The organism is Acidovorax sp. SUPP2825, assembly GCF_030158995.1.
Classification (GTDB): domain Bacteria; phylum Pseudomonadota; class Gammaproteobacteria; order Burkholderiales; family Burkholderiaceae_C; genus Paracidovorax.
In genome coordinates this window covers 243,604-270,456 of record NZ_BQXK01000003.1, presented here as the reverse complement: position 1 = coordinate 270,456, position 26,853 = coordinate 243,604, and the positions used below count along the sequence as shown (strand labels likewise).

Sequence of the window (26,853 nt, the reverse complement as noted above, 5' to 3'; positions counted from 1 at the left end):
AGGAAGGTAAATGTTTGTATGCGCCCGCGGCCGGGCTGAATGGGCAGATGGGACCGCAGCCGCGGAGTATCAACCCGCCGCCACCGGTGGATGGCGCCGCTTTTTCAATCGCGCCCATTGTAAGAAGCGATGAAAAGCCGGGCGCTCCACCGGGGCGCTCGGCGCCGCGACCGGCGCAAAAACCGCGCAATGCGCATGGGGTAAGCTTGGCCGCGCACGTTTATGACCTACTCCCTCAATACCCTCAATGCCTCCGCAGGCAAGTCGCCGCCCCGCAGCGGGGCCGCACGTTTCGGCCACGAGATCAGCCTGGTGCTCGGTCTCGTGGCCCTGGTTTTCTGGCTGCTGGCGTTGGCGACCTATTCGGGGCAGGACGCCGCCTGGTCCACCTCGGGCGTGGGCGACGGCCGGCTGATGACCAACTGGGCCGGCCGCTTCGGTGCCTGGCTGGCCGACAGCAGCTATTTCGCGCTGGGCTTTTCGGTCTGGTGGTGCGTGGCCGCGGCGGTGCGGGCCTGGCTGTCTTCCCTGGCGCGCTGGATGCGGGGCGGCGAAGACGCCGGCGCCAATGCGCACAGCCCGATGGTGCGGCGCGCGATGTTCTGGGGCGGCCTCATTGTGTTGATGGCGGCCAGCACCGGGCTGGAGTGGTCGCGCCTGTACCGGCTGGAGTCCCTGCTGCCCGGCCATGCGGGCGGTGCGATCGGCTACCTCACCGGGCCTGCGGGCGTGAAGTGGCTGGGGTTCACCGGCTCGGGCCTGGTGGGCGTGATCCTGGTGGTGCTGGGCGCGGCGCTGGTGTTCCGCTTCTCCTGGGGCCACGTGGCCGAGCGGCTGGGCGGGCGCATCGATGCGCTGGTGCAGCTGGGCCGGGCCAAGCGCGAGAAGGCCAAGGACGTGGCCGTGGGCAAGCGCGCCGCGCGCGAACGCGAAGAGGTGGTGCTGGAGGAACGCCACGAGGTCGAGCAGCACCATCCGCAGCCGGTGCAGATCATCGAGCCGGTGCTGTCCGACGTGCCCCAGAGCGCCCGCGTGGTGAAGGAGCGCCAAAAGCCCCTGTTCACCGACATGCCCGACAGCCGCCTGCCGCAGGTCGATCTGCTGGACGGCCCGCCTGCGCAGCGCCAGGAGACGGTCTCGCCCGAGACCCTGGAGATGACCAGCCGCCTCATCGAGAAGAAGCTCAAGGATTTCGGCGTGGAAGTGCGCGTGGTCGCCGCCATGCCGGGCCCGGTCATCACCCGCTACGAGATCGAGCCGGCCACCGGCGTGAAAGGCTCGCAGATCGTCGGTCTGGCCAAGGACCTGGCGCGCTCGCTGTCGCTGGTCTCCATCCGCGTGATCGAGACGATCCCGGGCAAGAACTTCATGGCGCTGGAGCTGCCCAACGCCAAGCGGCAGTCGATCCGGCTGTCCGAGATCCTCGGATCGCACGTCTACCACGAGGGCAAGAGCATGCTCACCATGGGCCTGGGCAAGGACATCGTGGGCAACCCCGTGGTGGCCGACCTGGCCAAGATGCCGCACGTGCTGGTGGCCGGCACCACCGGCTCGGGCAAGTCGGTGGGGATCAACGCCATGATCCTCTCGCTGCTCTACAAGGCCGAGGCGCGCGATGTGCGCCTGCTGATGATCGACCCCAAGATGCTGGAAATGTCGGTGTACGAAGGCATTCCGCACCTGCTGGCGCCCGTGGTCACCGACATGAAGCAGGCCGCCCATGGCCTGAACTGGTGCGTGGCCGAGATGGAGCGCCGCTACAAGCTCATGAGCAAGCTGGGCGTGCGCAACCTGGCCGGCTACAACGTGAAGATCGACGAGGCCAAGGCGCGCGAGGAGTTCATCTACAACCCGTTCAGCCTCACGCCCGAAGAGCCCGAGCCGCTGCAGCGCCTGCCGCACATCGTGGTGGTGATCGACGAGCTGGCTGACCTGATGATGGTGGTGGGCAAGAAGATCGAAGAGCTGATCGCCCGCCTGGCGCAAAAGGCGCGCGCGGCCGGCATCCACCTCATCCTGGCCACGCAGCGCCCCAGCGTGGACGTGATCACCGGGCTGATCAAGGCCAACATCCCGACGCGCATCGCCTTCCAGGTGAGCAGCAAGATCGACAGCCGTACCATCCTGGACCAGATGGGTGCCGAGGCCCTGCTGGGCATGGGCGACATGCTCTACATGGCCAGCGGCACCGGCCTGCCGGTGCGCGTGCACGGCGCCTTCGTGTCCGACGAAGAGGTGCACCGCGTGGTGAGCTACCTCAAGAGCCAGGGCGAGCCCGACTACATCGAGGGCGTGCTGGAGGGCGGCACGGTCGATGGCGACGACGGCCCGCTGGGCGACGGGGACGGAGGCAGCGGCGAGAAGGACCCCATGTACGACCAGGCCGTGGAAGTGGTGCTCAAGGACCGCAAGGCCAGCATTTCGTATGTGCAGCGCAAGCTGCGCATCGGCTACAACCGCTCCGCCCGCCTGCTCGAAGACATGGAGAAGGCGGGCCTCGTGAGCGGCCTCACCACCAGCGGCCAGCGCGAAGTGCTGGTGCCTGCCCGCGGCGGCGGCGAATGAGCCGGCGGCCCTGGAAAAGCCGGCATCCGGCCTCAGATACCGAGAACCCATGAAAAAAATCATCCTCACCGCCCTGATCGCGGCCGCTGCCCAGTGCGCCAGCGCCGACGGCCTCAAAAGCCTCGAGTCCTTCATGAAGGGTGCGGCCGCCGGCCGTGCCGATTTCACGCAGACCGTCACCGCTCCCCCGAAGGACGGCGAGGCGGCGCGCACCAAGACGTCCAGCGGCACCTTCGAATTCCAGCGCCCCGGGCGCTTTCGCTTCACCTACCAAAAGCCGTTCGAGCAGACCATCGTGGCCGACGGCAAGACGCTGTGGCTCTACGACGCCGACCTGAACCAGGTCACCCAGCGCGCGCAGGCCCAGGCCCTGGGCACCACGCCGGCAGCGCTGCTGGCCTCGGCGCCCGACCTGCAGGCGCTGCGCGCCGACTTCGCTCTGGAGTCGCAGCCTGAGCAGGACGGACTGCAGTGGGTGCTGGCCACGCCGAAGGCCAAGGACGGGCAACTCAAGAGCGTGCGCGTGGGCTTCCAGGGCGAACGGCTCGCGGCGCTCGACATCCTGGACAGCTTCGGCCAGCGCTCGGCCATCCGCTTCACCAACGTGCAGTCGAGCGCCTCGCTGCCGGCCTCGACGTTCGACTTCAAGCCGCCAGCAGGCGCGGACGTGGTCAAGCAGTGACCGGCTAAAAGTCTTTTTGCTATCGTATTTGTAGCGTAATGCCCTAGTACTTATTGTGCTGGCGGGCATTTTGATGCATGGCCTGCACCCTGGCGCCGCAGCGCACCGGATCAGGCCAGCAGCACGAGGGCCAGGCCCACGGCGGCCGGAATGGCCTGGATGAACAGGATCTTGCGGGACGCCGTGGCGGCGCCGAACACGCCGGCCACCAGCACGCACAGCAGGAAGAACACCTTCACGCCCAGGCCGGCGCCGCCCAGCCACAGGCCCCAGAACAGGCCCGCCGCGAGAAAGCCGTTGTACAGCCCCTGGTTGGCGGCCAGCACCTTGGTGGCGGCGGCCCGTTCGGCGCTCTGCCCGAAGGCGCGCAGGCCGGCGGGCTTGTCCCAAAGGAACATCTCCAGCACCAGGATGTAGACGTGGAGCAGGGCGATCAGGGCGACGACGGCATTGGTAGCGATGGACATGGGGGTCTCCTCCTTGGGTTTTCGAATCGAAACGGGCGCCGCGGCATTGTGCGGGAAATTCCCGCATGCCCATGGGGACGACGCGCCCGAAGAGGGGACGGAGAATAATCGGGCGTCGGGGGCCATGCCGCCTGCCTTGCCGAGCTTCCTCCCGCGTAACCCCGCGCCCGGCCCGCCGCCGGTGGCCCTTGGTCTTTAGCCCCATCGCGTTCACTTCTTCACTGAGCCTACCCATTGACCCCCAAGCCCATGGCCGATCTCTTTTCCTCCGCCCCCACCGCGCCGCTCGCCGAGGCCCTGCGCCCGGCCAGCCTGGACGAGGTCATCGGCCAGTCGCACCTGATCGGTGCAGGCCGGCCGCTGCGGCTGGCGTTCGAGTCGGGCAAGCCGCATTCGATGATCCTCTGGGGCCCGCCCGGCGTGGGCAAGACCACGCTGGCGCGGCTCACGGCGAGCGCGTTCGGCTATGAGTTCATCGCCCTGTCGGCGGTGTTCTCGGGCGTGAAGGAAATCCGCGCCTCGATGGAGCAGGCCGAGCACAACCTGGCGCTGGGCAAGAAGACCATCCTGTTCGTGGACGAGATCCACCGCTTCAACAAGAGCCAGCAGGACGGCCTGCTGCCGTTCGTGGAGTCGGGCCTGGTGACCTTCGTGGGCGCGACCACCGAGAACCCGTCGTTCGAAGTCAATTCGGCGCTGCTCTCGCGTGCCCAGGTGTATGTGCTGCAGGCGCTCACCGACGACGAGCTGAAGCAACTCGTGCGCCGGGCGCAGGACAAGGTGCTCACCCACCTGCAGCTGGACGATGCGGCGGTGGACACGCTCGTGGGCTATGCCGACGGTGATGCGCGGCGCCTGCTCAACCTGGTCGAGCAGACCGACACCGCCGCGCGCGCCGCCGGGGTGCAGCAGGTGGACGCCGCTTTCCTGGAGAGCGCGCTCACCCTCAACGCGCGCCGCTTCGACAAGGGCGGCGACAACTTCTACGACCAAATCTCGGCGCTGCACAAATCCGTGCGTGGATCGCACCCCGACGCGGCGCTGTACTGGCTCAGCCGCATGCTGGACGGCGGTGCGGATGCGAAATACCTCGCGCGCCGCATCGTGCGCATGGCCTGGGAGGACATCGGCCTGGCCGATCCCCGCGCCATGCAGATCGCCAACGACGCGGCGCTCACCTACGAGCGCCTGGGCTCGCCCGAGGGCGAACTGGCGCTGGCCCAGGCCGTGATCTACCTGGCGGTGGCGCCCAAGAGCAACGCCGGCTACATGGCCTACAACCAGGCCAAGGCGTTCATCAAGAAGGACAAGTCGCGCGAGGTGCCCAACCACCTGCGCAACGCGCCCACCAAGCTGATGAAGGAACTGGGCCACGGCAAGGCCTACCGCTATGCCCACGACGAGCCCGGCGGCTACGCGGCGGGCGAGACCTACCTGCCCGAGGACATGCCCGAGCCCGGGTGGTACCAGCCGGTGCCCCGCGGGCTGGAGGCCAAGATCGCCGACAAGCTGGCCCAGTTGCGCCAGCTGGACCAGGACGCGGCCAAGGATTGAGGGGAAGGGGAGGGCGCAGCGAGGCTGCGCGCCCCCGATCCTTCGCCCGACTGCGTCACCGCCTGGCCCACCGGAAGCCCCCTCGGCGGGGTGGTTGGCGGCTGCTGAACCGTATAAGCCACGGAGGTCAATCCCACGGCTGCATCACGCCGACTAATGGTGACGTCGCCCCGCTGATGGCGCGCGAGTCCAAGGGAAAACCCCGCCAAACGTGCTAAAGACGCACGGTTTCGACTGGCTACAATCCCGTCCACCAAACCCGCACAGCTTTGCTCCTGGCGGGTTTTTTGCTAGGTGGCATTGGGGGCTCACAAGGCACTGCCGATCTTGGCTTGCGAAGTGCGCGCGTTACAAACACGAAGGACTTTTTTTATGGACATCTTGCTGCAGCAGATCATCAACGGTCTGGTTCTCGGCAGCATGTACGCCTTGATAGCCTTGGGCTACACGATGGTGTACGGCATTATTCAGCTGATTAATTTTGCCCATGGGGAAGTGCTGATGATCGGCGCTCTCACCAGTTGGAGTTGCATTGGCCTGATGCAAGAGGCCATGCCCGGGGCTCCGGGCTGGATCATCCTTCTTCTGGCCACCCTGATCGCCTGCATCGTCGCCGCGGCGCTGAACTTCGTCATCGAGAAGGTCGCCTACAAGCCGCTGCGCAGCAGTCCGCGCCTGGCGCCCCTGATCACCGCCATCGGGATGTCGATCCTGCTGCAGACGCTGGCCATGATCATCTGGAAGCCCAACTACAAGCCGTATCCCACCCTGCTGCCCACGACCCCGTTCCAGGTCGGCGGTGCTGTGATCACCTCCACCCAGGTGCTGATCCTGAGCGTGACGGTGATCGCACTGGCTTCGCTGGTGTATCTGGTGAACTACACCAAGCTCGGCCGCGCCATGCGCGCCACCGCGGAAAACCCCCGCGTGGCCTCCCTCATGGGCGTGAAGCCCGACATGGTGATCTCGGCGACCTTCATCATCGGCGCCATCCTGGCGGCCATCGCCGGCATCATGTATGCCTCCAACTACGGCACCGCGCAGCACACCATGGGCTTCCTGCCGGGCCTCAAGGCCTTCACGGCCGCGGTGTTCGGCGGCATCGGCAACCTGGCCGGCGCGGTGGTGGGCGGCATCCTGCTGGGCCTGATCGAGGCCATCGGCTCGGGATATATCGGCACCCTCACAGGCGGCCTGCTGGGCAGCCACTACACCGACATCTTTGCATTCATCGTGCTCATCATCATCCTCACGCTGCGCCCCTCGGGCCTGCTGGGCGAGCGTGTGGCCGATCGCGCCTGAGGAACCCATTGTCATGAAGCAAAACAAAACCGCACAGTGGATCGTCGGCGGCATCGCGCTGCTGCTGCTTCCTTTCATGCTGCAGTACTTCGGCAACGCCTGGGTGCGCATCGCCGACCTGGCGCTGCTCTACGTGCTGCTGGCCCTGGGCCTGAACATCGTGGTGGGCTACGCCGGCCTGCTGGACCTGGGTTACGTGGCGTTCTACGCCGTGGGCGCCTACCTGTTCGCGCTGATGGCATCGCCGCACCTTTCGGAGACCTTCGCGTCGTTCGCGGCCATGTTCCCCAACGGGCTGCACACTTCGCTGTGGCTGGTCATACCGCTCGCGGCGCTGGTGGCCGCGATCTTCGGGGCGGTGCTCGGGGCCCCCACGCTCAAGCTGCGCGGGGACTACCTGGCCATCGTGACGCTGGGCTTCGGCGAGATCATCCGCATCTTCCTGAACAACCTGGACCACCCCGTCAACCTGACCAACGGCCCCAAGGGCATCGGGCAGATCGATTCGGTGAAGGTGTTCGGGCTCGACCTGGGCAAGCGCCTGGAGGTGTTCGGGTTCGACATCTCGTCGGTCACGCTGTATTACTACCTGTTCCTGGTGCTGGTGGTGCTGAGCGTCATCATCTGCTATCGCCTGCAGGACTCGCGCATCGGCCGCGCCTGGATGGCCATCCGCGAAGACGAGATCGCCGCCAAGGCCATGGGCATCAATACCCGCAACATGAAGCTGCTGGCCTTCGGCATGGGCGCTTCGTTCGGCGGCGTGTCCGGCGCCATGTTCGGTGCCTTCCAGGGCTTCGTGTCGCCCGAATCGTTCAGCCTGATGGAGTCGGTCATGATCGTCGCCATGGTGGTGCTGGGCGGCATCGGCCACATCCCCGGCGTGATCCTGGGGGCCGTGCTCCTGTCGGCCCTGCCGGAAGTGCTGCGCTACGTGGCCGGTCCGCTGCAGGCCATGACGGACGGCCGCCTCGACTCCGCCATCCTGCGCCAGCTGCTGATCGCGCTGGCCATGATCATCATCATGCTGCTGCGTCCCCGCGGCCTGTGGCCTGCGCCCGACCATGGCAAGAGCCTGACGCAAAAGACCTGAACAGCACTGAAAGTTAGAAATGGCAGAGAAATCCAACGATGTGGTGCTGAAGGTCGCCGGCATTTCCAAGCGCTTCGGCGGCTTGCAAGCCCTGTCCGACGTCGGCATCACCATTGAACGGGGTCAGGTCTACGGCCTGATCGGTCCCAACGGCGCCGGCAAGACCACGTTCTTCAACGTGATCACCGGTCTTTACACGCCCGACAGCGGCAGCTTCGAGCTGGCAGGCAAGCCCTACCAGCCCACGGCCGTGCATGAAGTGGCCAAGGCGGGCATCGCCCGCACGTTCCAGAACATCCGCCTCTTCGCCGAAATGACGGCGCTGGAGAACGTGATGGTGGGGCGGCACATCCGCACCAAGTCGGGGCTGCTGGGCGCCGTGTTGCGCACCAAGGGCTTCAAGGAAGAAGAGGCCGCGATCGCCCGCCGGGCGCAGGAACTGCTCGACTACGTGGGCATCGGCAAGTTCGCCGACTACAAGGCGCGCACCCTGAGCTACGGCGACCAGCGCCGCCTGGAGATCGCCCGCGCCCTGGCCACCGACCCGCAGCTGATCGCGCTCGACGAGCCGGCCGCCGGCATGAACGCGACCGAGAAGGTGCAGCTGCGCGAACTGATCGACCGCATCCGCAACGACAACCGCACCATCTTGCTCATCGAGCACGACGTCAAGCTGGTGATGGGCCTGTGCGACCGCGTCACGGTGCTCGACTACGGCAAGCAGATCGCCGAAGGCACGCCTGCCACCGTGCAGAAGAACGAAAAAGTGATTGAGGCCTACCTGGGCACCGGAGGACATTGAGAATGGCCGAAAAATCCAACAACGTGTTGCTCAAGGTCTCGGGCCTGAAGGTGGCATACGGCGGTATCCAGGCCGTGAAGGGTGTGGACTTCGAGGTGCGCGAGGGAGAGCTGGTATCGCTGATCGGCTCCAACGGCGCCGGCAAGACGACCACCATGAAGGCCATCACGGGCACGCTGCCGTTCGCCGATGGCGACATCGAGTACCTGGGCAAGAGCATCCGGGGGCAGGGCGCCTGGGACCTGGTGAAGAAGGGCCTCGTGATGGTGCCGGAAGGCCGTGGCGTGTTCGCGCGCATGACCATCACCGAGAACCTGCAGATGGGCGCCTACATCCGCAACGACAAGGCCGGCATCGCGGCCGACATCGAGAAGATGTTCACCATCTTCCCGCGCCTGCGCGAGCGCAAGGACCAACTGGCCGGCACCATGTCGGGCGGCGAACAGCAGATGCTGGCCATGGGCCGCGCGCTGATGAGCCAGCCCAAGGTGCTGCTGCTGGACGAGCCCTCCATGGGCCTGTCGCCCATCATGGTGGACAAGATCTTCGAGGTGGTGCGCGACGTGTACGCCCTGGGCGTGACCATCGTGCTGGTGGAGCAGAACGCCAGCCGCGCGCTGGCACTGGCCGACCGGGGCTACGTGATGGAGTCGGGCCTCATCACCATGACGGGCCCCGGCCAGCAACTGCTGAGCGATCCGCGCGTACGCGCCGCCTACCTGGGCGAGTGAGCCCCCTCCACCGCTGCCTCCACGCACCGCCAACCGGCGCATGAAGGCCGGCGCATGGATCGGGATGAAAGCGCGTGAAGCGCACGAAAAAAGGGCCCTGCGAAGGGCCCTTTTCGTTGGGGGACGCGTGCGTCCCCGCGCGCTCAGTAGCGGTACTGCACGCCTACCGTGGTCATGTCCACATCGGACTTGCCATCGGCGAAATTCAGGCGGTGGCGCTCCCATTCGACCACGGCCGCCCACTGCGGGTTGAACGCCCAACGTACGCCGGCGCCATACGACAGCCCGAAGCCGTTATCGTCGCCGGTCGTCACGCCGAAGCCGGGGTTGCCCGAGGTCTTGGTGCGGCCGTAAGTGGTACCGACCTTGCCGAACACGTCGAACTGCTCGCTGAGCGGCAGGCGGCCGACCAGGCTGAGGTTCAGGCCCTGCGCCTTGGTCTCGCCGCCCACGCGGGTGGCGTTGCCGAAGTTCAGGTAGCCGAACTCGATGCCGAAGTTCTGGTTGAAATAGCCGCCGGTGTAGATTTTCCAGGCGGTGTCGTTGTCGTCGAACGCGAAGCCGCCCGTGCCGCTGCGCAGATCGTATTTGGACTGGCCGCCGCTCAGGCCGACGTAGCCTTGCTGCGTGCTGGGAATGAACGAGTCGCGGTTGGAGGCGCGATTGGCCGTCTGCGCGTGGGCGGTGACGGCACCGAACGCAAGCGCGAGAACGCACGGAAGAACGCGAAGCGTGTGTTTCATGGGGAAATCCTTTGGCATGGCGATGAAAGAGGCGGTTGCGTCTGAGCGTCTGAAAGAGGGCGGATCAAAGACTGCCGATTCAATGTAAGCCGCGCCTCGCCAGGGTCATGTGGGCAGCGCGGCGCGATGTTTGTAGGAGTTGCCTGACACGCCCGCCGCCGCCCGTCGGCACACGATGGGCCGGAGTGCATGCAAACGGCGCGGTTAAACTCGCGCCTTTCGCAAAAGTGTCATCGTCCTGTCACATCCGTGGCGACCGTGGGCGATGGGTCCGTCTGTTCAGGAGTCCGCATGTTTTTTGGAAAGCTGTTGCCCCGCGAGGGCAATTTTTTCGAGATGTTCAATCAGCATGCTGACCGCATCGTCGAGGCCGCCCGCGCGTTTTCGCAGTTGGTGGCCAACTACAACGATCCCCACCTGCGCGACAAGTACAACCAGGATGTGGACAACGCGGAGCGCGCCGCCGACCGCGTGACCCACGAGGTCAACCGCTCGCTGCACAAGACCTTCATCACCCCCATCGACCGCGAACAGATCCATTCGCTCATCAACACGATGGACGACGTGGCCGATCTGATCCAGGACTCGGCCGAAACCATGGCGCTGTACGACGTGCGCCACATGACCGAAGAGATCACCCGCCTGACCGACATCAGCCTCAAGTGCTGCGAACGCGTGCGCGACGCGGTCAAGCTGCTGGAAAAGATCGCCGACCCGGCCGTGGCCGAAGCCGCGCTCAAGACCTGCGAGGAAATCGACCGCCTGGAGGGCGACGCCGACCGCGTGATGCGCAGCGCCATGAGCAAACTGTTCCGCGAAGAGCCCGACGTGCGCGAGGTGCTCAAGCTCAAGGCGATCTACGAACTGCTCGAGACGATCACCGACAAGTGCGAAGACGTGGCGAACCACATCGAAGGCATCATCCTCGAGAACTCCTGATCCCGGCCTGCCAGAAGAAATACACGCTCTCTACGCATGGAAACCGTCCAAACCGCCCTGTGGGTCGTGATGCTGCTGGTGGCGCTGGCCATCCTGTTCGACTTCATGAACGGGTTTCACGACGCCGCCAACTCGATTGCCACCGTGGTCTCCACCGGGGTGCTCAAGCCGACGCAGGCCGTCCTCTTCGCCGCGTTCTTCAACGTCATCGCCATCTTCATCTTCCACCTGAGCGTGGCCGCCACCATCGGCAAGGGCATCGTGCAGCCCGGCGTGGTGGACACGCACGTGATCTTCGGGGCCCTGGTGGGCGCCATCACCTGGAACGTCATCACCTGGTACTACGGCATTCCGAGCAGCTCGTCGCATGCGCTGATCGGTGGCATCGTGGGCGCGGTCATCGCCAAGGCGGGCGCGGGGGCGCTGATCTCGGCCGGCATCCTGAAGACGGTGGCGTTCATCTTCGTCTCGCCGCTGCTCGGCTTTCTGCTGGGCTCGCTGATGATGGTGGCGGTGGCGTGGATCTTCCGCCGCGCGCGCCCGAACAAGGTGGACAAGTGGTTCCGCCGGCTGCAGCTGCTGTCCGCGGGCGCATACAGCCTGGGCCATGGCGGCAACGATGCGCAAAAGACCATCGGCATCATCTGGCTGCTGCTGATCGCCACGGGCTACGCGTCGGCATCCGACGCCTCGCCGCCCACCTGGACCATCGTGTCGTGCTACCTGGCCATCGGGCTGGGCACCATGTTCGGCGGCTGGCGCATCGTCAAGACCATGGGCCAGAGAATCACCAAGCTCAAGCCCGTGGGCGGCTTTTGTGCCGAGACGGGCGGGGCGATGACGCTGTTCGTCGCCACGGCGCTGGGCATTCCGGTGTCGACCACCCACACCATCACGGGCGCCATCGTGGGCGTGGGCTCCACCCAGCGCGCCAGCGCCGTGCGCTGGGGCGTGGCGGGCAACATCGTCTGGGCGTGGATCCTGACGATTCCGGCCAGCGCGTTCGTGGCGGCCATCGCCTACTGGGTCAGCCTGCAGCTCTACTGATCGCGATTCAGGGGTGGGATGCTATTGTTTTAATAGCTACCGCCGCATGATTTTCTAGGGCGTTGGGCATATTTGGTGCCCAATGCCGTCACTGGGAGATCTTGCGGGCCTCTTCGATCTGGTATTCGAAGTAGCGCTGGAAGCTGAAGGCCAGGCTGGCCATCAGCACCGCGGTGCCCACCAGGAGCGACAGGGCGATGGCGAAGATCGTGAACCAGTGCGTGCGACCCGGAGCGGCGTCCGGTGCCGCGGCCGGGTTGAAGCGGGCGTTCCATTGCTCGGGCGTCATCAGTCCGTAGAGGATGGCGCGCAGCGCGCAGCCCGCGATGGTGAAGCCCAGCAGCGGGATGAGCAGCCAGCTGGCGTGGTCGTCCTGCCCCATCGCCTGCACGCGCTGGATGCCGTAGATGCCCAGCGCCGTGGGAATGGGCAGGAGCCAGCCCAGCATGTCCGACAGGCCGTGCAGATAGAAGCGGTGCAGCCCCAGGGGCCCGCCGACGAAGGCCAGCCAGGCGGCGACGGTCTTGTTCTTCATGGCAGGTCGTTCATTCCGGCGACGTGGTGTCGCCCGCGCCCAGGGTCTTTTCCATCAGCACGATGTCGCGCCAGGCGCCGAACTTCCAGCCCACCGAGCGCATCACGCCGATCTCGGTGAAGCCGGCAGCGCGGTGCACTCCGATGGAGCCGGCGTTGGCGGAATCGCCGATCACCGCGAGCAGCTTGCGCACCCCCGCCGCCTCCGCCTGCTGCGCCAGCGCATCGAGCAGCTTGCGGCCCAATCCCATGCCCCGGGCGGTGTCGGCGACATAGATGGAGTCTTCCGCCGAGAAGCGGTAGGCCGGGCGGGGCTTGAACCAGTTGGCGTAGGCGAAGCCGAGAACCTGGCCTTCCTTTTCCGCCACGATGTAGGGCAGGCCCCGGGCCAGCACGTCGGCGCGGCGGGCGGCCATGTCGGTTTCGGTCGGTGGGTCCACCTCGAAGGTGCCGGTGCCGTGCAGGACGTGGTGTTGGTAAATGGCGGTGATGGCAGCGATATCTTCGCTGCGGCTGTCGCGGATGGTAGGCATGTGGGGTGAAGTGGCTATAATCGCGGGCTTTGCAGCGTGTCGCTGGCCGGGTGGCCATGTCGCGTGTCTCAAACGCAGCAAAAAACCATGCAGCTTTACGCTGCGACCACCCGAAGGATTCATTATGGTCGTTATTCGACTCTCCCGCGGCGGCTCCAAAGGTCGTCCGTTTTTCAACATCGTCGTGGCCGACAAGCGTGTGCGCCGCGATGGCCGATTCATCGAGCGCCTGGGTTTCTACAACCCCACGGCCAAGGAAAGCGAAGAAGGCCTGCGCATTGCGCAAGACCGTCTGACCTACTGGAAGAGCGTCGGCGCCCAGTCGTCGCCCACCGTGGACCGTCTGATCAAGCAGGCCGCCAAGAAGGCTGCCTGATCCGCGTCCTCCGGACAAAAGGCGGGTTCCGTTGGTTTTTTCTGACGGGCCCCGCCTTTTTTCATTTCCGAAACCCCGTTGCACACCATGCCCAATCTGCCCGTTCTTGAGCCTGCCGAATTGCCTTCCGATGCGGTGGAGATCGGCCGCATTGCCGATGCCTGGGGTGTGAAGGGCTGGTTCAAGGTGCTGCCTTACAGCGCCGATCCGGAAGCGCTGTTTTCCTCCAAGCGCTGGTTTCTGCAGCCCAGCGAAAAAGGCGCCAAGAGCTTTTTCGAAGGCACGGTGGTGCTGGCGGTGAAGCAGGCGCGAGAACATTCCGATACGGTGGTCGCCACCGCCCAGGGCGTGGACGACCGCGATGCGGCCGAGGCGCTGCGCGGCGCGCGCATCTTCGTGCCCCGCTCGAGCTTTCCGACCGCCGCCGAGGACGAGTACTATTGGGTCGACCTGATCGGCTTGGCGGTCGTCAACCGCGAGGGCGTGGACCTCGGCACGGTGCGTGAGCTGCTCTCCACCGGCCCGCAGACCACGCTGGTGCTGGCCTACGAACACGAGGGCAAGGCGCAGGAGCGCATGATTCCCTTCGTCTCGGCCTTCGTCGACAAGGTGGAGCTGGCCGAGCGCCGCATCACGGTCGATTGGCAACCCGACTACTGATGGATCGACCGACCGATTGAAGGACGGGCCGCGTCGCCATTCCTTCGGCGGCCCTGGCCCCCTCTGCCCATGCGTTTCGACGTCATCACCCTGTTTCCCGAGCTGTTCGCGCCGTTTCTGGCCAGCGGGGTGACGCGGCGCGCGTATGCGTCGGGCCAGGTCGAGGTGCGGCTGTGGAACCCGCGCGATCACGCCGAAGGCAACTACCGCCGGGTGGACGATCGGCCCTTCGGGGGCGGCCCCGGCATGGTGATGATGGCCGAGCCCTTGTCGCGGTGCCTGGCGGCCATCCGGGCCGACCGGGCCGAGGCGGCGGGGCAGACGGCCCCGGTGGTGCTGTTTTCGCCGACCGGGCAGGTGCTCGATCATGCGGGCGTGACCCGCTGGTCCGGGAGTGCGGGCGCCATTTTGCTGTGCGGGCGGTATGAGGGCATCGACCAGCGCTTCATCGACGCGCATGTGCAGATGCAGCTCAGCCTGGGCGATTTCGTTCTGTCGGGCGGCGAGATTCCGGCCATGGCCCTGCTGGATGCCGTGGCACGCCTGCAGCCGGGCGTGCTGAACGATGAGGGGAGCCACCAGTTCGACAGCTTCAACGAGGCGCTCGACGGCTTGCTCGACTGCCCCCACTACACCCGGCCCGAAGAGTGGAACGGCCTGCGGGTTCCTGCGCCGCTGCTCTCCGGCCACCATGTGCAGATCGAGCGCTGGCGCCGGGATCAGCGCCTGTCGATCACCGCGCAGCACCGTCCCGAGCTCATCGACGCGGCGCGCGCACAGGGGCTTTTGGGCAAGGCGGACGAGGCCGTTTTGGCAAAGAACGGCAACTTGCTATAATCGCGGGCTTTTCGATCCTCTGGCCGGCCGCTTTCGCCTTTGCTGCGAAAGCACCCCACGTCAATCCCGACGCTTGCCAATCTTGGCGCGGACATGATCGTTGGATGCAAACATGAATCTGATCCAGACTCTCGAGCAGGAAGAAATCGCCCGCTTGAACAAGACCATTCCCGAATTCGCCCCTGGCGACACGGTCATCGTGAGCGTGAACGTGGTGGAAGGTACCCGCAAGCGCGTGCAGGCCTACGAAGGCGTGGTGATTGCCAAGCGCAATCGCGGCCTGAACAGCGGCTTCACGGTGCGCAAGATCTCCAGCGGCGAAGGCGTGGAGCGTACGTTCCAGACGTACAGCCCCCTGATCGCCAACATCGAAGTCAAGCGCCGTGGCGATGTGCGCCGTGCCAAGCTGTACTACCTGCGTGAACGCAGCGGCAAGTCGGCACGTATCAAGGAAAAGCTGCCCTCGCGTGTCAAGGCCGCGCCGGTCGCAGCCGCATAAGGCGCCTTGCGCACTGCCTCGAAGCCGCTACAGCGCAAGCCGTAGCGGCTTTTTCTTTGGCCGCTTGGCCGATCAGGCCCACTCCATGACGCCGCCAGATTCTTCGCCCCCTTCACCTTCCATGCCTTCGGTGATCGCTCCGCTGTCCTCGCTGCCGCAGTTCGACCCGCGTCGCGTGCCCGTGCTGGGGGTGGATGCTCATCTCCCCCGCGTTCCCGCTGCGGCGCAAACGGCGCAAGCGCTGCGGCTGCGCTTCGACTCGGCGCCGGAGTGGGTGCCTGAGGTCGTGCATGAGCGTGACTTCACCGACCGGCCGCTGCGCCATGCCGCCGTGCTGATCCCGATCGTGATGCGCGAACGCGCGACGGTGCTGCTCACCGAGCGCACCGTGCACCTGTCCACGCACTCCGGCCAGGTGGCCTTTCCCGGCGGCAGCGCCGATCCGGAAGATGCCAACCCTGCCGCCACGGCGCTGCGCGAGGCCTGGGAGGAGGTCGGCCTGGAGGGGCGGTATGTGGAGGTGCTGGGGGAGCTGGCCACCTACAGGACGGGCACCGGGTTCAGCATCACCCCGGTGGTCGCTCTGGTGGAGCCCGATTGCACGCTGAATCCCAATGCCTACGAAGTGGCGGACGTGTTCGAGGTCCCGCTGGACTACCTGCTCGATCCGTCGCACCACCGGCGCCATGCGTTCGAATGGGAAGGGGTCACCCGCGAATGGTTTTCCATGCCCTATGAGGATGCCGCCGGCAAGACGCACTTCATCTGGGGCGCGACAGCGGGCATGCTGCGCAATTTCTACCGTTTCATGCTGGCCTGACATCGGGCGATCTTTCCGGTGGCGATGACGGCTGGGCACCGAACCGGGCCGCTATCATTGCCCACCATGAGTTTCTTTGCCATCCTGTTCGCGTTGCTGATCGAGCAGGCACGCCCGCTGGCGCGCAGCAACCCCATCCATGCGGGCGTTCGCGCCTGGGCGCTGTCGATCAGCCGCAACTTCGATGCGGGCAAGGCCCACCACGGGTGGGTGGCATGGGCGCTCGCCGTGCTGGTGCCTTCGCTCGCGGTGCTGGCGGTGCACTGGCTGCTGTTCTACGGCGTGGGCTGGCCGGCGGCGGTGGTCTGGAATGTCGCGGTGCTTTACGTCACCCTCGGGTTCCGGCAGTTCAGCCACCATTTCACCAATATCCGAGATGCGCTGGAAGAGCGCGACGAAGACAGCGCGCGGGCCCGGCTCGCGGCTTGGCAGCAGGTGGACGTGGGCCAACTGCCCCGCAGCGAGATCGTGCGGCACGTGGTCGAGTATTCCGTCATCGCTGCGCACCGCCACGTGTTCGGCGTGCTCGCCTGTTTCTCGGTGTTGGCCGCGTTGGGGCTCGGCCCGACCGGTGCGGTGCTTTACCGGCTGGCTGAATTCGTCTCGCGCTACTGGAAGGCCGGCAGCCCGCATCCGGCCAGTGCATCGTTGCAGCGTGCCTCGGCGCGGTCCTGGACCGTGATCGACTGGTTGCCTGCCCGCCTGACGGCCCTCAGCTTCGCCGTGGTGGGCAGTTTCGAAGAGGCCATCGATGGCTGGCGCTTCCATGCGCAGCGCTTTCCCAACGACAACGATGGCGTCGTGCTGGCGGCCACGTCCGGCGCCATCAACGTGCGCCTGGGCGGTGAGGCTTTGCGGGCGCGGGTGGACCCGCTCTCGCCCGCCGGCTTCGATGGCGACATCGAGGCCGCAAGCAGCGACGTCACGCCGGGGCGGGAGCCCGAAGTGGGGCATTTGCGCAGCGTGGTCGGCCTGGTCTGGCGCTCGGTGGTGGTATGGATGCTGCTGCTCGCCCTGCTGACCCTGGCCCGGTTGCTGGGCTGAGCCCGGTCTCTTCTTGAAGTTTCACGGCGAAGTCGCTCCGCCTTTGACGCGGCCTTGTTCGTTACCGATGCCCTGCCCCCGAGCCGGTGCCACCAGGACTGTCCATGAACCGAACTGAATCTCCATCCCGCGAGCCTTCCACGCAGGAGATGTCCGCCGCCGCGGACCGCTTCTGGGCTGCGGTCCTGGGCGAACGGGCCGATCTGCAGGGCCTGGAGTCCGTTCCGTTCATGGAGCGCCTCAATGCCCTGCTGGAGCCTTGCGTTCCCGGGGTCACGGTGGAGGTGGCCGGCGCGGGCAAGGAGGGGCCCGTGGAAGGCCTGGCCCGGCTGGTTTTCACGGCCCACGGGAGTGCCGAGCGGTTTGCCGATGTGCAAGCGTTGACCGCACAGGCACCGGCGCAGTTGCCATGGCGGGTGGAGGCCTTCCGCCAGCGGATGCCCGGTGGCTTCGGCATGCGCATGGACGGATTCGATCTGGCCACCCATGAGCTGCTGGTGCGCGTGGGCCAGATCGATGGACGCATCGCATTGGCGCTGTCGTTTTCCAAGCCCGTGCCCATGGATCTGCAGGACCATGCCCGCCACATGGCGTTCATCTTGCTCGACCACATGCTGGGCGAGTACGATTTTTCGGTGAAGGTCGGGGTGGTGGAATTCGACACGGATGGGCTCAGCGACGACGCGGGCTTCGAGGACTGGGAGCCCGCGTCGCTCGATGACAGCGTTTCGCGCATCGACACCTTCTGGCGTGAGACCCTGGGCCGCTCGGCGGTCTATCCGCCCGAGCCGGTGCGCTGGGCCGCGCTGGAGGGGCGGGATGCCCAAGGCGATCCCATCATGGTGCAGGTCAATCTGAGCGCCAACGCCTTGGTGTCCCGCGCGGATTTCGGCTGGCGCGTGCAGGCCAGCCTGCCGGCGCAGGACAAGTCCGCGCTGCAGCAGGCGCAGGATTTCGAGGACGCCTGGGTCAATGCGGCCACCATGTACCAGCAAGGCATCTGCAGCCACATCGTGCTGCGCGGTGGCACCCGCACGGTGCATTGCTACGTGACCAGCGCCGACCACGCCCTGGAGGCCGCGCGGCGCGCTGCCGAAGCGGTGCCGGGCATGGCCCCCCCCGTGCTGGAGGCCGAGCACGAGCCGGCCTGGAGCGACTATCTGGGGTGGTACGTCGAGTGCCGGGACTGAGCGCCGCCGTTCCGTCCCATCACCAATGCCGGTGCTCGCTCAACTCGGCAAACAGGTTGCTATAAATCTGATAGCGATTCGCGCTGATGGAATCTGCGCCGGTGCGTGATTCGCCTTGCAATCCGTCCACCTGCGCCATGACCGCGCAGCCGGGCTCGTGTAGGTGCGTGCAGTTGTAGAACTTGCATCCCTGGGCATGCAGGCCGATGTCGGGCATGTAGCGCGGCAGATCGGCCGGTCCGATGTGGTGCAGGCCGAATTCCTGGAAGCCCGGCGAGTCGATCAGGGCGGTGCGGCGTTCGGCGTCCACCCAGTACCAGGTCGTGGTGGTGGTGGTGTGCTTGCCGGAATTGAGCGCTTGGGAGATCTCGCCCGTGAGCGCCGTGGCGCCCGGCACCAGCAGGTTGATGAGCGTGCTCTTGCCCGAGCCCGACGGGCCGAGCACCAGCGTGGTCTTGCCCGACAGGCGCTCCATCAGTGCGGCCTTGTCCACCTCGCCCGATTCGGACAGCGACAGCGGCATCACGCCGTAGTGGTGGCCGTCCGCCGCGCTGCCGCCCATGTGGCGGTAGGGTAGCAACCGCTCCCACGCGCGGGCGAAGGGCTCGACCAGATCGCTTTTGTTCAACGCGATGATCGGCGTGATGCGCTCTGCTTCCGCAGCGATCAGCGCACGGGCCAGTTGGCTCTCCGAGAACACGGGTTCGGCGGCGATCAGGATCAGCACCTGGTCCAGGTTGGCGGCAAAGGATTTGGTGCGGATTTCGTCCTGCCGGTAGAACAGGTTGCGGCGCTCCTTGACCTTCTCGATGGTGCCTTCGTCTCCCTGGCCGGCTGGCGCGGCCTGCCAAAGGACGTGATCGCCCACCACGGCCTGGCTCTTTTTTCCGCGGGGATGGCAAATGCGGCGCTGGCCGTCGGGCGACTCCACCAGGCAATGGCGGCCGTGGCTGGCCACCACGATGCCGTCGAAAAGGGCGCTGCGCTCAGCCATGGCGGGGAAGGGGTGTGGTCATGCGGCGAGCAGGCCATCGAAGCGCGATGCGCATTCGATGTCGGTCGCCGAGATGCCATTCACGTCGTGCGTATTCAGTCGCACCACGCAGCGGTTGTAGTGCACCGACAGGTCCGGGTGATGGTCCTGCGCGTTGGCGACGAAGGCCACGGCGTTCACGAACGAGATGGTCTCGTAGTAGTTGGCGAAGCGGTAGGTCTTTTCGATGGCCACATCTGCGCCGTCGCCTGTCAGTTTCCAGCCGTCGAGGTCGGCCAGCTTGGCGACGATTTCCGTCGCCGTCAAAGCACGTCGCGTCTGCGTGGACCAGTCTTTTTTCTTGAGCATCGAAGTCATGGTGTCGGGGCCAGGTTGGGCATGCGCGCCAGCCGTTCGGTGGCCGGCGGATGCGAGTAATAGAACTTCACGTACAGCGGGTCGGGCGTGAGGGTGGAGGCATTGTCTTCGTAAAGTTTCAGCAGGGCCGTGGCGAGGTCGCTGCCGTTGGTCTGGGCCACGGCATAAGCATCGGCCTCGAACTCGTGGCGGCGCGACAGCTGCGCAAACAACGGGGAAATGAAGAAGGTGAACACCGGCACCGCCAGCAAAAACAACAGCAGCGCCAGGGCATCGTTGGGCGCAGAGCCGGCCACGCCTTCCAGCGACAGGTTGGGCAGCACGCCCAGCCCCGTGTAGAACCAGCCCTGCGTGGAAAGCCAGCCCAGCAGCGCAAAGCCCGCGAGGCTCAGCGCGAAAAGGCTCACGATGCGCTTGACGATGTGGCGGTGCTTGAAATGCCCCAGCTCATGGGCCAGCACCGCCTCGACTTCGCCAGGGGACAGCTGGCGCAGCAGGGTGTCGTAGAACACCACGCGTTTGGCTGCGCCGAACCCCGTGAAATAGGCGTTGGCATGGGCGCTGCGGCGGCTGCCGTCCATCACGAAAAGCCCTTTGGCTGCAAAGCCGCAACGCTGCATGAGGGCCGTGACGCGGGCCTTGAGGGATTCGTCTTCCAGCGGCTGAAATTGGTTGAACAGCGGCGCGATGAAGATCGGATAGACCACCATGAGCAGCAGGTTGAATCCCATCCACGCGCCCCAGGCCCACAGCCACCACAGGGGCCCGGCCGCGCCCATGAGCCACAGGATCAATGCCGCGATGGGCAGGCCGATGGCCGCGCCCATCAAGGTGGACTTGGCCAGGTCTGCCAGCCACAGGCGCGCCGTCATCTGGTTGAAGCCAAAGCGTTGTTCGATCACGAAGGTCTGATAGAGCGTGGCGGGAAGGTCGATCAACCCGCTGATGGCCGCGAAGACAGCCAGCAGCGCCAATTGCTGCACCATGCCGCCACCCAGTGCATCGAGCAGGAACTGGTTCAGTGCATCCAGTCCGCCCAGCAGGGTCCAGCCCAGCAGCACCGCGGCGCCCAGTGCCATCTCCAGCAGGCCGAAGCGGGCCTTGGTGATGGTGTAGTCGGCCGCTTTCTGGTGGGCTGTGAGTGGTATGCGGTTGGCGAACGCGGCAGGCACGGCGTCGCGGTGCCGGGCCACATGGCGGATCTGGCGCGATGCCAGCCAGAACCGGAGTGCGAGCCCCGCCACCAGAAAGGCGGCGAACAGCAGGGTGAGAAGGGTGGAGGGCGCGAGCAGCGCGGAAGGGGCAGGGGTGGGCATGTCCGGCGAGTTTAGGCCATCGGCGACAATGCCGGCCATGTCCGATATCGCCAACCCCACTGTGCCTGTGCTACCCAAATCCGACCAGAACCTCGTCTGGCTTGACTGCGAAATGACCGGTTTGAACCCGGAAACCGACCGCCTGCTGGAGATCGCTGTCGTGGTCACGGGACCGACCCTCAGCCCTCGTGTGGAGGGCCCCGTGTTCGCCATTCACCAGTCGGATGCGCTGCTCAACGGAATGGACGCATGGAACAAGGGCACGCACGGCCGCAGCGGCCTGATCGACAAGGTGCGCGCATCCACGGTGACCGAAGCCGAGGCAGAGCAACAGATCATCGAATTCCTCTCGCGCTATGTGCCGAAGGGCACGGCGCCCATGTGCGGCAACAGCATCGGGCAGGACCGCCGTTTTCTGGTCCGGTACATGCCGCGGCTGGAAACGTTTTTCCACTACCGCAACCTGGATGTCAGCACCCTCAAAGAACTGGCCAAGCGCTGGAAGCCCGAGGCCTATACCACCTTCAAGAAGGCGCAGCGGCACACCGCCCTGGCGGATGTGCACGAGTCGATCAACGAACTCGCTCACTACCGCACCCACCTGCTGGCGCTGTGAGCGCTGGGGGCGCTCATTGCGGGGCTGCAACGCACGCGGATCGTTCGATTCGGGCAGGGCGGCTCTAACGCGTTATTTAACCGATTGCATTGCGGGAAAACCCCAGCCGTGCAATAATCGCCGGCTGCGCGGAAATATCGCGCAGTTTGTGCATCTCCCTTCACACACTGGGCCTGCGGCCTGCTGAACCCTTCAGCCTGGATCCCGCGCTAATGCCCACCTGCCCAGCAACATGCTGGCGCTGGTTTCGTTTGATGGTTGATGTTTTTTAACCATTGACGAAGCCTCCGCAGGCCACGCCTGCGGCCGTCTTCGTGTGAGAAAAATATGACCGACACTTTGCAAGTGCAGGGCGAATTCGCGCCTGCTGAATCTTCCATGGCCGTTGAAACGCTGGAATCGTCCGCGATCGAAACCGGCGAATCCATCGAATCCACTGAATCCGCCGCCGTGGCGGAAGACGCGGCACCCGCGTTGCCCAACGGCTTCGTGCGTCTGGGCCTGGCCCCCGAGCTGGTGCAGGCCGTGGCCGACCTGGGCTACACCCAGCCCACCGGTGTTCAGGAGCGTGCCATTCCCCTGGCCATGGGCTCGGGCGATGAGTCCAGCCAGTTCATCGACCTGATGGTTTCGAGCCAGACCGGCAGCGGCAAGACCGCCGCGTTCCTGCTGCCCGTGCTGCACACGCTGATCCGCCAGCAGGCCGAAGCCGATGCCGCCGCTCGCGACGAGTTCGACCGTTCCGTTGCCGAAGCCCTGGCCCGTGGCGAGCCGGCTCCCAAGCGCAAGCGCAAGGACCCGACCAACCCCCGCAATTTCAAGGCTGCCGCCCCTGGCGCCCTGATCCTGTGCCCCACCCGCGAACTGGCCCAGCAAGTGGCCCATGACGCCATCGAACTGGTCAAGCATTGCCGCGGCCTGCGCGTGGCCAATGTGGTGGGCGGCATTCCGTACCAGCTGCAGATCGCCAAGCTGCAGAACGCCAACCTCGTGGTGGCCACGCCCGGTCGCCTGCTGGACCTGCAACGCTCGATGCAGATCAAGCTCGACCAGGTGCAGTTCCTGGTGGTGGACGAAGCCGACCGCATGCTCGATCTCGGCTTCTCGGACGATCTGGCCGAACTGAACCAGCTGACCGCCCAGCGCCAGCAGACCATGATGTTCAGTGCCACGTTCGCACCGCGCATCCAGCAACTGGCCATGCGTGTGATGCACGACAACGGCGCTTCGGTGAAGAAGATCCAGATCGACTCCCCGCAGGAAAAGCACGCCAACATCAAGCAGGTGCTGTTCTGGGCCGACAACGCCCAGCACAAGCGCAAGCTGCTGGACCACTGGCTGCGTGACACGACGATCAACCAGGCCATCGTGTTCGCCAGCACGCAAGTCGAATGCGACGGCTTGGCCAACGACCTGCAGCAGGAAGGCTTCTCGGCCGTGGCGCTGCATGGCGCCCTGAGCCAGGGCCTTCGCAACCGCCGCCTGATGGCGCTGCGCAGCGGCCAGGTGCAGGTGCTGGTGGCCACCGACGTCGCTGCCCGCGGCATCGACGTGCCCACGATCACGCACGTGTTCAACTACGGCCTGCCGATGAAGGCTGAGGATTACACCCATCGCATCGGCCGCACCGGCCGTGCAGGCCGCGATGGCCTGGCGGTGACGTTCGCCGAGTTCCGCGATCGCCGCAAGATCTTCGACATCGAAGGCTACAGCAAGCAGCAGTTCAAGTCGGAAGTGGTGCCTGGCCTGGAGCCGCAGCAACGCGCGCCGCAGGCCCGTCCCGAGTTCGGTGGCCGTGGCCGCCAGGGTGGCTACGAGAGCCGTGACGGCTTCTCGCGCGATCGCAAGCCGGCCGGCGCAGGCCGTGGCGGTTTCGGTGGCGGCTTTGCGGGCAACGACCGCAGCGGTTTCGGTGGCCGTGGCGCTCCCGCTCCCCGTGCTGCTGGTGGCGGCTACCAAGGTGCTGGCGGCCATGCCGCTCCGCGCGATGACCGCGGCTTCGGCGGCGGTGCCCGCCGCGATGGCGATGGCTATGGCCGCAAGCCCGGCTTCGGCGACGCAGCCCGTGGCAATGGCTTCGGCGGTGGCCGCAACGAAGGCGGCGCTCCGCGCGGCGACTTCGCTCCGCGTGGTGATTTCGCCCCCCGTGGCGAATTCGCTCCCCGCAAGCCGGCGTTCGCGAAGCCCGGAGCCGGCGGCGGCAAGCCTTTCGTGCCGCACGATGCACGCAAGCGCCCTGCACGCCCTGCCCGCTGATCGGCGCGCGGACTGCCGCTGACTGCAAAAGCCAACCCTTCGGGGTTGGCTTTTTTTATGGGCGGACCACACGATGGAACGGTACCGTCGGCGTGTGCCCGACAATCGTCCGCTTGATTGGAGGTTCCAGATGCCGTCTTCTTTGCCCTCGTCCTCGGACGCGGACTTCGAACACATGTTCGACCTTGCGCCCGTTTCGCTCTGGCTGGAGGACTACAGCGCGCTCAAGCAACTCTTTGCCCGCTGGCGCAGCGAAGGGGTGCAAGACATCACCGAGCACGTCCGAAACGACCCCTCCTGCCTGCGGCAGTACAGCCATTGCCTGAAGGTCATCAAGGTGAACCAGCGGACGCTGGAGTTGTTCTCCGCGCCGGACCAGGCCACGCTGGAGGCCTCTCTCGGACAGATCTTTCGCGACGACATGCACGAGCAGGCCTTGCCCGAGATCCTGCAGCTGTGGTCCGGGGCGACCGAGTTTTCCAACCAGGCGGTCAACTACACGCTCGATGGCCGCCGGCTCGACGTGCAGATCCGCGGACGCATCCTGCCCGGGCATGAGGACGACTGGAGCCGCGTGCTGGTGTCCCTGGAGGACAACACTGCGCAGCACCAGGCAAGCCGTGCCCTGAAGGAGAGCGAACTGTATGCGCGCGGTCTCTTCGAGAATTCGCCGGTGTCGCTGTGGGTGGAGGACTTCAGCGCGGTCAAGCGGCTGCTGGATGACGTGCGTTCGCAGGGCATCCGCGATTTCAAGACCTTCCTCAAGGTGCACCCCGAATTCGTGGTGCGGTGCATGCACGAAATCCGCGTGATCGATGTCAATCAGGAAACCCTGTCGATGTTCGGGGCCGACTCCAAGGAGATGCTGCTGCACCAGATCGGCAAGGTGTTCCGCGGGGAAATGCAGGAGTCCTTTGCGGAGCAGTTGCTGGACCTGTGGGACGGCAGGCTTTTCCAGCAGCGCGAGGTGGTGAACTACTCCCTCTCCGGCGATGCCGTGAACATCCACATGCAATTCGCCATCCTGCCCGAGCATGCGCATGACTGGAGCATGGTGCTGCTGTCGCTGGTGGACATCACCGCGCGCAAGAAGGCAGAGGCGTACCTGGAATACCTGGGCAAGCACGACGTGCTGACCCAGCTGCGCAACCGGGCCTTCTATGTCGAGGAACTGAACCGGCTCACGCGCAAGGGCCCCTGGCCGGTGGCCGTTCTCGTGATCGACATGAACGGCCTGAAGTCGATCAACGACGAAGAAGGCCATGCGGCCGGCGACGCCATGCTGCGCCGCGTGGGCGAGGTGCTGGCCAAGGCCGTGGATGCGCCTGCATGCGCCGCGCGCATCGGCGGCGACGAGTTCACCGTGCTGATGCCCGCGACCGATGAACGCGGTGCGCATTCCCTCATGGAACGCATCAACTCGCTGCTGGACCTGAACAACCAGTTCTATCCCGGCCGGCCGTTGAGCCTGTCCATGGGAACGTCGAGTGCCTCGTCGGGCGACCAGCTAGAGGCCGCGGTGAACCGGGCGGACCAGGCCATGTACGCCGAGAAGATGCGCTACTACCAGGCCCGCGAGACGGATCGCCGGCGGGGCAACTGAGCCGGCGGCTCGCGCTGCGCCCGGCGGGCATGCCCGATCCGGGTCAGCCCGCCGATGCAGTGCGGCCGACGTCCGGCCAGCGGTGATGCAGGTAAACCCAGGCACCCAGCCCCACGCACATCATTCCCAGTGAGGCCCCGGCCAGCCACAGCGTGGAATGCATGACCAGCGGCGCGACGACCCCCGCCACCAGGCCGTTGGCGGACGACCCCACGAAGGCCTGCAGAGACGAGGCCATGCCGCGCCGCTCCGGATGCAGGTCCAGCACCAGCAGGGTGACCACGGGCACCATGAGCGCCCAGCCGAACGCGAACACGGCGATGGGCAGCAACGCCCAGGACACGTGCGCCTTGAACAGCCAGTTCGCCAGCAGGTTCAGGATGGACATCGAGAACATGATCAGAAAGCCGTGGCGGATCTGCCGCTTGGGCGCGATGCGCCCTGCCAGCCGCCCGCTGAGCCAGGCGCCGCCCATGATGCCCGAGATCGTCAGCACGAAGAACCAGAAGAAATGCGTGGGAGCCAGCCCCAGGTGGTCGCCCAGGAAGGCCGGCGCGGCCAGCACGTACAGGAACATGCCGTTGAACGGAACGCCGCTGGCCAGTGCCAGCAGCAGGAAGCGGGGGCTCGAGCCCAGCTCCCAGTAGCCTCGCAGCAGGTGCCGCGCATTGAAGGGCTGGCGCTGCCCGGCATGCAGCGTTTCCGGCAGCAGGCGGTAGTTGGCCAGCCAGAGCGTCGCGCCGACGCCGGTCAGGAACCAGAACACGCTGTGCCACCCCGCGTGCACGAACAGCCAGCCGCCGATGATGGGCGCGATCGCCGGTGCCACGCCGAAATAGATGGTGACCTGGCTCATCACCTGCTGCGCCTGGGCGGGCGGGAACATGTCGCGGATCACCGCGCGCGACACCACGATGCCCGCGCCCGCCGAAAGGCCTTGCAGCGCGCGGAAGATGACCAGCTGGCCGATGCTCTCCGACAGGGCGCAGCCGGCCGACGCCAGGGTGAACACGGCAATGCCCCACAGCACCACGGGCCTGCGCCCGAAGCTGTCCGACAGCGCCCCGTGGAACAGCGTCATGAAGGCGAAGCCGAACAGGTAGGCCGACAGCGTCTGCTGCATCTCCACCGGCGATGCGCCCAGCGCGGCGGCGATCCCCGAGAACGCGGGGATGTAGGTGTCGATCGAAAATGGGCCCAGCATGCCCAGCAGCGCCAGCAGGACGGCCAGGGCCCAGCGCGGTGCGCGCCAGATGTTGTGGGCTTCAGGGTTCATGGATTCGGTGTGGAGCA

27 protein-coding genes are annotated in these 26,853 nt (G+C 66.0%); 19 read left to right on the top strand and 8 right to left on the bottom strand.

Annotation, left to right across the window (positions count from 1 at the left end):
* Window positions 1–222: 222 nt before the first annotated feature.
* Together AVAK2825_RS06050 and lolA are read left to right on the top strand one after the other, a co-directional pair.
* Window positions 223–2,565 (top strand): DNA translocase FtsK, encoded by a 2,343-nt coding sequence (locus AVAK2825_RS06050; RefSeq protein WP_284395135.1) that lies wholly within the window; start codon window positions 223–225, stop codon window positions 2,563–2,565.
* Between the two features lie 49 nt (window positions 2,566–2,614).
* Entirely contained in the window at window positions 2,615–3,247 is a 633-nt protein-coding gene (gene lolA, locus AVAK2825_RS06045) for an outer membrane lipoprotein periplasmic chaperone LolA (RefSeq protein ID WP_272564623.1), read from the top strand.
* A 110-nt stretch (window positions 3,248–3,357) separates the two neighbouring features.
* Here the strand turns inward: lolA and AVAK2825_RS06040 are convergent, their stop codons facing one another.
* The gene (locus AVAK2825_RS06040) at window positions 3,358–3,714 is read right to left on the bottom strand and encodes a DUF1304 domain-containing protein (protein ID WP_284395131.1); all 357 of its coding nucleotides are present in this window, start codon (window positions 3,712–3,714) and stop codon (window positions 3,358–3,360) included.
* 249 nt (window positions 3,715–3,963) lie between these two features.
* On the opposite strand from AVAK2825_RS06040, the gene AVAK2825_RS06035 reads away from it, so the two are divergent.
* The 5 genes from AVAK2825_RS06035 to AVAK2825_RS06015 all read left to right on the top strand — a co-directional run bounded on the left by AVAK2825_RS06035 (window position 3,964) and on the right by AVAK2825_RS06015 (window position 9,196).
* Complete coding sequence (locus tag AVAK2825_RS06035) at window positions 3,964–5,268, top strand: replication-associated recombination protein A (RefSeq protein WP_284395130.1); 1,305 nt, start codon at window positions 3,964–3,966, stop codon at window positions 5,266–5,268.
* A 372-nt stretch (window positions 5,269–5,640) separates the two neighbouring features.
* Window positions 5,641–6,570 (top strand): branched-chain amino acid ABC transporter permease, encoded by a 930-nt coding sequence (locus AVAK2825_RS06030; protein WP_284395128.1) that lies wholly within the window; start codon window positions 5,641–5,643, stop codon window positions 6,568–6,570.
* Between the two features lie 13 nt (window positions 6,571–6,583).
* Entirely contained in the window at window positions 6,584–7,663 is a 1,080-nt protein-coding gene (locus AVAK2825_RS06025; RefSeq protein WP_272564620.1) for an ABC transporter permease subunit, read from the top strand.
* Between the two features lie 19 nt (window positions 7,664–7,682).
* Entirely contained in the window at window positions 7,683–8,465 is a 783-nt protein-coding gene (locus AVAK2825_RS06020) for an ABC transporter ATP-binding protein (protein ID WP_272548690.1), read from the top strand.
* Between the two features lie 2 nt (window positions 8,466–8,467).
* Window positions 8,468–9,196, top strand: coding sequence for an ABC transporter ATP-binding protein (locus AVAK2825_RS06015; protein WP_272564618.1), 729 nt, complete (start codon window positions 8,468–8,470; stop codon window positions 9,194–9,196).
* A gap of 143 nt (window positions 9,197–9,339) precedes the next feature.
* Here the strand turns inward: AVAK2825_RS06015 and AVAK2825_RS06010 are convergent, their stop codons facing one another.
* The gene (locus tag AVAK2825_RS06010; RefSeq protein WP_284395121.1) at window positions 9,340–9,939 is read right to left on the bottom strand and encodes an outer membrane beta-barrel protein; all 600 of its coding nucleotides are present in this window, start codon (window positions 9,937–9,939) and stop codon (window positions 9,340–9,342) included.
* Window positions 9,940–10,230: 291 nt separating this feature from the next.
* On the opposite strand from AVAK2825_RS06010, the gene AVAK2825_RS06005 reads away from it, so the two are divergent.
* On the top strand, window positions 10,231–10,878 hold the full coding sequence (locus tag AVAK2825_RS06005) for a DUF47 domain-containing protein (protein ID WP_092740846.1): 648 nt from the start codon (window positions 10,231–10,233) through the stop codon (window positions 10,876–10,878).
* 36 nt (window positions 10,879–10,914) lie between these two features.
* Entirely contained in the window at window positions 10,915–11,925 is a 1,011-nt protein-coding gene (locus tag AVAK2825_RS06000) for an inorganic phosphate transporter (RefSeq protein WP_272564616.1), read from the top strand.
* A gap of 88 nt (window positions 11,926–12,013) precedes the next feature.
* Here the strand turns inward: AVAK2825_RS06000 and AVAK2825_RS05995 are convergent, their stop codons facing one another.
* A complete protein-coding gene (locus AVAK2825_RS05995) occupies window positions 12,014–12,460 on the bottom strand; it encodes a TM2 domain-containing protein (protein ID WP_284395115.1) in 447 nt (148 codons plus the stop codon).
* A gap of 10 nt (window positions 12,461–12,470) precedes the next feature.
* Window positions 12,471–12,992, bottom strand: coding sequence for a GNAT family N-acetyltransferase (locus tag AVAK2825_RS05990; RefSeq protein WP_284395113.1), 522 nt, complete (start codon window positions 12,990–12,992; stop codon window positions 12,471–12,473).
* A gap of 124 nt (window positions 12,993–13,116) precedes the next feature.
* On the opposite strand from AVAK2825_RS05990, the gene rpsP reads away from it, so the two are divergent.
* The 7 genes from rpsP to AVAK2825_RS05955 all read left to right on the top strand — a co-directional run bounded on the left by rpsP (window position 13,117) and on the right by AVAK2825_RS05955 (window position 18,418).
* Window positions 13,117–13,368 carry a 30S ribosomal protein S16 gene (rpsP, locus tag AVAK2825_RS05985; RefSeq protein ID WP_272564613.1) on the top strand — a complete coding sequence of 84 codons (252 nt, stop codon included), beginning with the start codon at window positions 13,117–13,119 and terminating at the stop codon, window positions 13,366–13,368.
* Window positions 13,369–13,455: 87 nt separating this feature from the next.
* Entirely contained in the window at window positions 13,456–14,028 is a 573-nt protein-coding gene (gene rimM, locus AVAK2825_RS05980) for a ribosome maturation factor RimM (protein ID WP_284395110.1), read from the top strand.
* A 69-nt stretch (window positions 14,029–14,097) separates the two neighbouring features.
* On the top strand, window positions 14,098–14,865 hold the full coding sequence (gene trmD, locus AVAK2825_RS05975; protein WP_284395109.1) for a tRNA (guanosine(37)-N1)-methyltransferase TrmD: 768 nt from the start codon (window positions 14,098–14,100) through the stop codon (window positions 14,863–14,865).
* 112 nt (window positions 14,866–14,977) lie between these two features.
* The gene (gene rplS / locus AVAK2825_RS05970; RefSeq protein ID WP_272548681.1) at window positions 14,978–15,364 is read left to right on the top strand and encodes a 50S ribosomal protein L19; all 387 of its coding nucleotides are present in this window, start codon (window positions 14,978–14,980) and stop codon (window positions 15,362–15,364) included.
* A 121-nt stretch (window positions 15,365–15,485) separates the two neighbouring features.
* On the top strand, window positions 15,486–16,184 hold the full coding sequence (locus AVAK2825_RS05965; RefSeq protein WP_284395107.1) for a CoA pyrophosphatase: 699 nt from the start codon (window positions 15,486–15,488) through the stop codon (window positions 16,182–16,184).
* Between the two features lie 66 nt (window positions 16,185–16,250).
* Window positions 16,251–17,228: a CobD/CbiB family protein gene (locus tag AVAK2825_RS05960; protein ID WP_284395104.1), complete on the top strand. Its 978-nt coding sequence runs from the start codon at window positions 16,251–16,253 to the stop codon at window positions 17,226–17,228.
* A 104-nt stretch (window positions 17,229–17,332) separates the two neighbouring features.
* Entirely contained in the window at window positions 17,333–18,418 is a 1,086-nt protein-coding gene (locus AVAK2825_RS05955) for a hypothetical protein (RefSeq protein ID WP_284395102.1), read from the top strand.
* A gap of 19 nt (window positions 18,419–18,437) precedes the next feature.
* Here AVAK2825_RS05955 and rsgA read toward each other — a convergent pair whose 3' ends face one another.
* From rsgA to AVAK2825_RS05940, 3 genes are read right to left on the bottom strand one after another with little or no spacing between them, the layout of a single operon-like run.
* Window positions 18,438–19,412, bottom strand: coding sequence for a ribosome small subunit-dependent GTPase A (rsgA, locus tag AVAK2825_RS05950; RefSeq protein ID WP_284395100.1), 975 nt, complete (start codon window positions 19,410–19,412; stop codon window positions 18,438–18,440).
* Window positions 19,413–19,430: 18 nt separating this feature from the next.
* Window positions 19,431–19,769, bottom strand: a complete 339-nt coding sequence (locus AVAK2825_RS05945; protein ID WP_284395098.1) for a 4a-hydroxytetrahydrobiopterin dehydratase — start codon at window positions 19,767–19,769, stop codon at window positions 19,431–19,433.
* Window positions 19,766–21,085, bottom strand: coding sequence for a M48 family metallopeptidase (locus tag AVAK2825_RS05940; RefSeq protein ID WP_284395096.1), 1,320 nt, complete (start codon window positions 21,083–21,085; stop codon window positions 19,766–19,768). Before AVAK2825_RS05940 ends, AVAK2825_RS05945 begins: the two co-directional genes overlap by 4 nt.
* Before the next feature lie 37 nt (window positions 21,086–21,122).
* Here AVAK2825_RS05940 and orn point away from each other — a divergent pair, with 37 nt between their 5' ends.
* The 3 genes from orn (at window position 21,123) to AVAK2825_RS05925 (ending at window position 25,560) form a co-directional block, all read left to right on the top strand.
* Complete coding sequence (gene orn / locus AVAK2825_RS05935; protein ID WP_284395094.1) at window positions 21,123–21,701, top strand: oligoribonuclease; 579 nt, start codon at window positions 21,123–21,125, stop codon at window positions 21,699–21,701.
* A 327-nt stretch (window positions 21,702–22,028) separates the two neighbouring features.
* Complete coding sequence (locus tag AVAK2825_RS05930; RefSeq protein WP_284395092.1) at window positions 22,029–23,957, top strand: DEAD/DEAH box helicase; 1,929 nt, start codon at window positions 22,029–22,031, stop codon at window positions 23,955–23,957.
* 130 nt (window positions 23,958–24,087) lie between these two features.
* On the top strand, window positions 24,088–25,560 hold the full coding sequence (locus AVAK2825_RS05925) for a sensor domain-containing diguanylate cyclase (protein ID WP_284395090.1): 1,473 nt from the start codon (window positions 24,088–24,090) through the stop codon (window positions 25,558–25,560).
* A gap of 43 nt (window positions 25,561–25,603) precedes the next feature.
* On the opposite strand, the gene AVAK2825_RS05920 is transcribed toward AVAK2825_RS05925, so the two are convergent.
* Window positions 25,604–26,836 carry a multidrug effflux MFS transporter gene (locus AVAK2825_RS05920; protein WP_284395088.1) on the bottom strand — a complete coding sequence of 411 codons (1,233 nt, stop codon included), beginning with the start codon at window positions 26,834–26,836 and terminating at the stop codon, window positions 25,604–25,606.
* Window positions 26,837–26,853: the final 17 nt, after the last annotated feature.

What these genes read in the sequence shown, in the direction of transcription:
- AVAK2825_RS06050 (WP_284395135.1), top strand. Translation starts at nt 223, where the DNA reads ATGACCTACTCCCTCAATACCCTCAATGCCTCCGCAGGCAAGTCGCCG.
- lolA (WP_272564623.1), top strand. Translation starts at nt 2,615, where the DNA reads ATGAAAAAAATCATCCTCACCGCCCTGATCGCGGCCGCTGCCCAGTGC.
- AVAK2825_RS06040 (WP_284395131.1), bottom strand. Translation starts at nt 3,714, where the DNA reads ATGTCCATCGCTACCAATGCCGTCGTCGCCCTGATCGCCCTGCTCCAC.
- AVAK2825_RS06035 (WP_284395130.1), top strand. Translation starts at nt 3,964, where the DNA reads ATGGCCGATCTCTTTTCCTCCGCCCCCACCGCGCCGCTCGCCGAGGCC.
- AVAK2825_RS06030 (WP_284395128.1), top strand. Translation starts at nt 5,641, where the DNA reads ATGGACATCTTGCTGCAGCAGATCATCAACGGTCTGGTTCTCGGCAGC.
- AVAK2825_RS06025 (WP_272564620.1), top strand. Translation starts at nt 6,584, where the DNA reads ATGAAGCAAAACAAAACCGCACAGTGGATCGTCGGCGGCATCGCGCTG.
- AVAK2825_RS06020 (WP_272548690.1), top strand. Translation starts at nt 7,683, where the DNA reads ATGGCAGAGAAATCCAACGATGTGGTGCTGAAGGTCGCCGGCATTTCC.
- AVAK2825_RS06015 (WP_272564618.1), top strand. Translation starts at nt 8,468, where the DNA reads ATGGCCGAAAAATCCAACAACGTGTTGCTCAAGGTCTCGGGCCTGAAG.
- AVAK2825_RS06010 (WP_284395121.1), bottom strand. Translation starts at nt 9,939, where the DNA reads ATGAAACACACGCTTCGCGTTCTTCCGTGCGTTCTCGCGCTTGCGTTC.
- AVAK2825_RS06005 (WP_092740846.1), top strand. Translation starts at nt 10,231, where the DNA reads ATGTTTTTTGGAAAGCTGTTGCCCCGCGAGGGCAATTTTTTCGAGATG.
- AVAK2825_RS06000 (WP_272564616.1), top strand. Translation starts at nt 10,915, where the DNA reads ATGGAAACCGTCCAAACCGCCCTGTGGGTCGTGATGCTGCTGGTGGCG.
- AVAK2825_RS05995 (WP_284395115.1), bottom strand. Translation starts at nt 12,460, where the DNA reads ATGAAGAACAAGACCGTCGCCGCCTGGCTGGCCTTCGTCGGCGGGCCC.
- AVAK2825_RS05990 (WP_284395113.1), bottom strand. Translation starts at nt 12,992, where the DNA reads ATGCCTACCATCCGCGACAGCCGCAGCGAAGATATCGCTGCCATCACC.
- rpsP (WP_272564613.1), top strand. Translation starts at nt 13,117, where the DNA reads ATGGTCGTTATTCGACTCTCCCGCGGCGGCTCCAAAGGTCGTCCGTTT.
- rimM (WP_284395110.1), top strand. Translation starts at nt 13,456, where the DNA reads ATGCCCAATCTGCCCGTTCTTGAGCCTGCCGAATTGCCTTCCGATGCG.
- trmD (WP_284395109.1), top strand. Translation starts at nt 14,098, where the DNA reads ATGCGTTTCGACGTCATCACCCTGTTTCCCGAGCTGTTCGCGCCGTTT.
- rplS (WP_272548681.1), top strand. Translation starts at nt 14,978, where the DNA reads ATGAATCTGATCCAGACTCTCGAGCAGGAAGAAATCGCCCGCTTGAAC.
- AVAK2825_RS05965 (WP_284395107.1), top strand. Translation starts at nt 15,486, where the DNA reads ATGCCTTCGGTGATCGCTCCGCTGTCCTCGCTGCCGCAGTTCGACCCG.
- AVAK2825_RS05960 (WP_284395104.1), top strand. Translation starts at nt 16,251, where the DNA reads ATGAGTTTCTTTGCCATCCTGTTCGCGTTGCTGATCGAGCAGGCACGC.
- AVAK2825_RS05955 (WP_284395102.1), top strand. Translation starts at nt 17,333, where the DNA reads ATGAACCGAACTGAATCTCCATCCCGCGAGCCTTCCACGCAGGAGATG.
- rsgA (WP_284395100.1), bottom strand. Translation starts at nt 19,412, where the DNA reads ATGGCTGAGCGCAGCGCCCTTTTCGACGGCATCGTGGTGGCCAGCCAC.
- AVAK2825_RS05945 (WP_284395098.1), bottom strand. Translation starts at nt 19,769, where the DNA reads ATGACTTCGATGCTCAAGAAAAAAGACTGGTCCACGCAGACGCGACGT.
- AVAK2825_RS05940 (WP_284395096.1), bottom strand. Translation starts at nt 21,085, where the DNA reads ATGCCCACCCCTGCCCCTTCCGCGCTGCTCGCGCCCTCCACCCTTCTC.
- orn (WP_284395094.1), top strand. Translation starts at nt 21,123, where the DNA reads ATGTCCGATATCGCCAACCCCACTGTGCCTGTGCTACCCAAATCCGAC.
- AVAK2825_RS05930 (WP_284395092.1), top strand. Translation starts at nt 22,029, where the DNA reads ATGACCGACACTTTGCAAGTGCAGGGCGAATTCGCGCCTGCTGAATCT.
- AVAK2825_RS05925 (WP_284395090.1), top strand. Translation starts at nt 24,088, where the DNA reads ATGCCGTCTTCTTTGCCCTCGTCCTCGGACGCGGACTTCGAACACATG.
- AVAK2825_RS05920 (WP_284395088.1), bottom strand. Translation starts at nt 26,836, where the DNA reads ATGAACCCTGAAGCCCACAACATCTGGCGCGCACCGCGCTGGGCCCTG.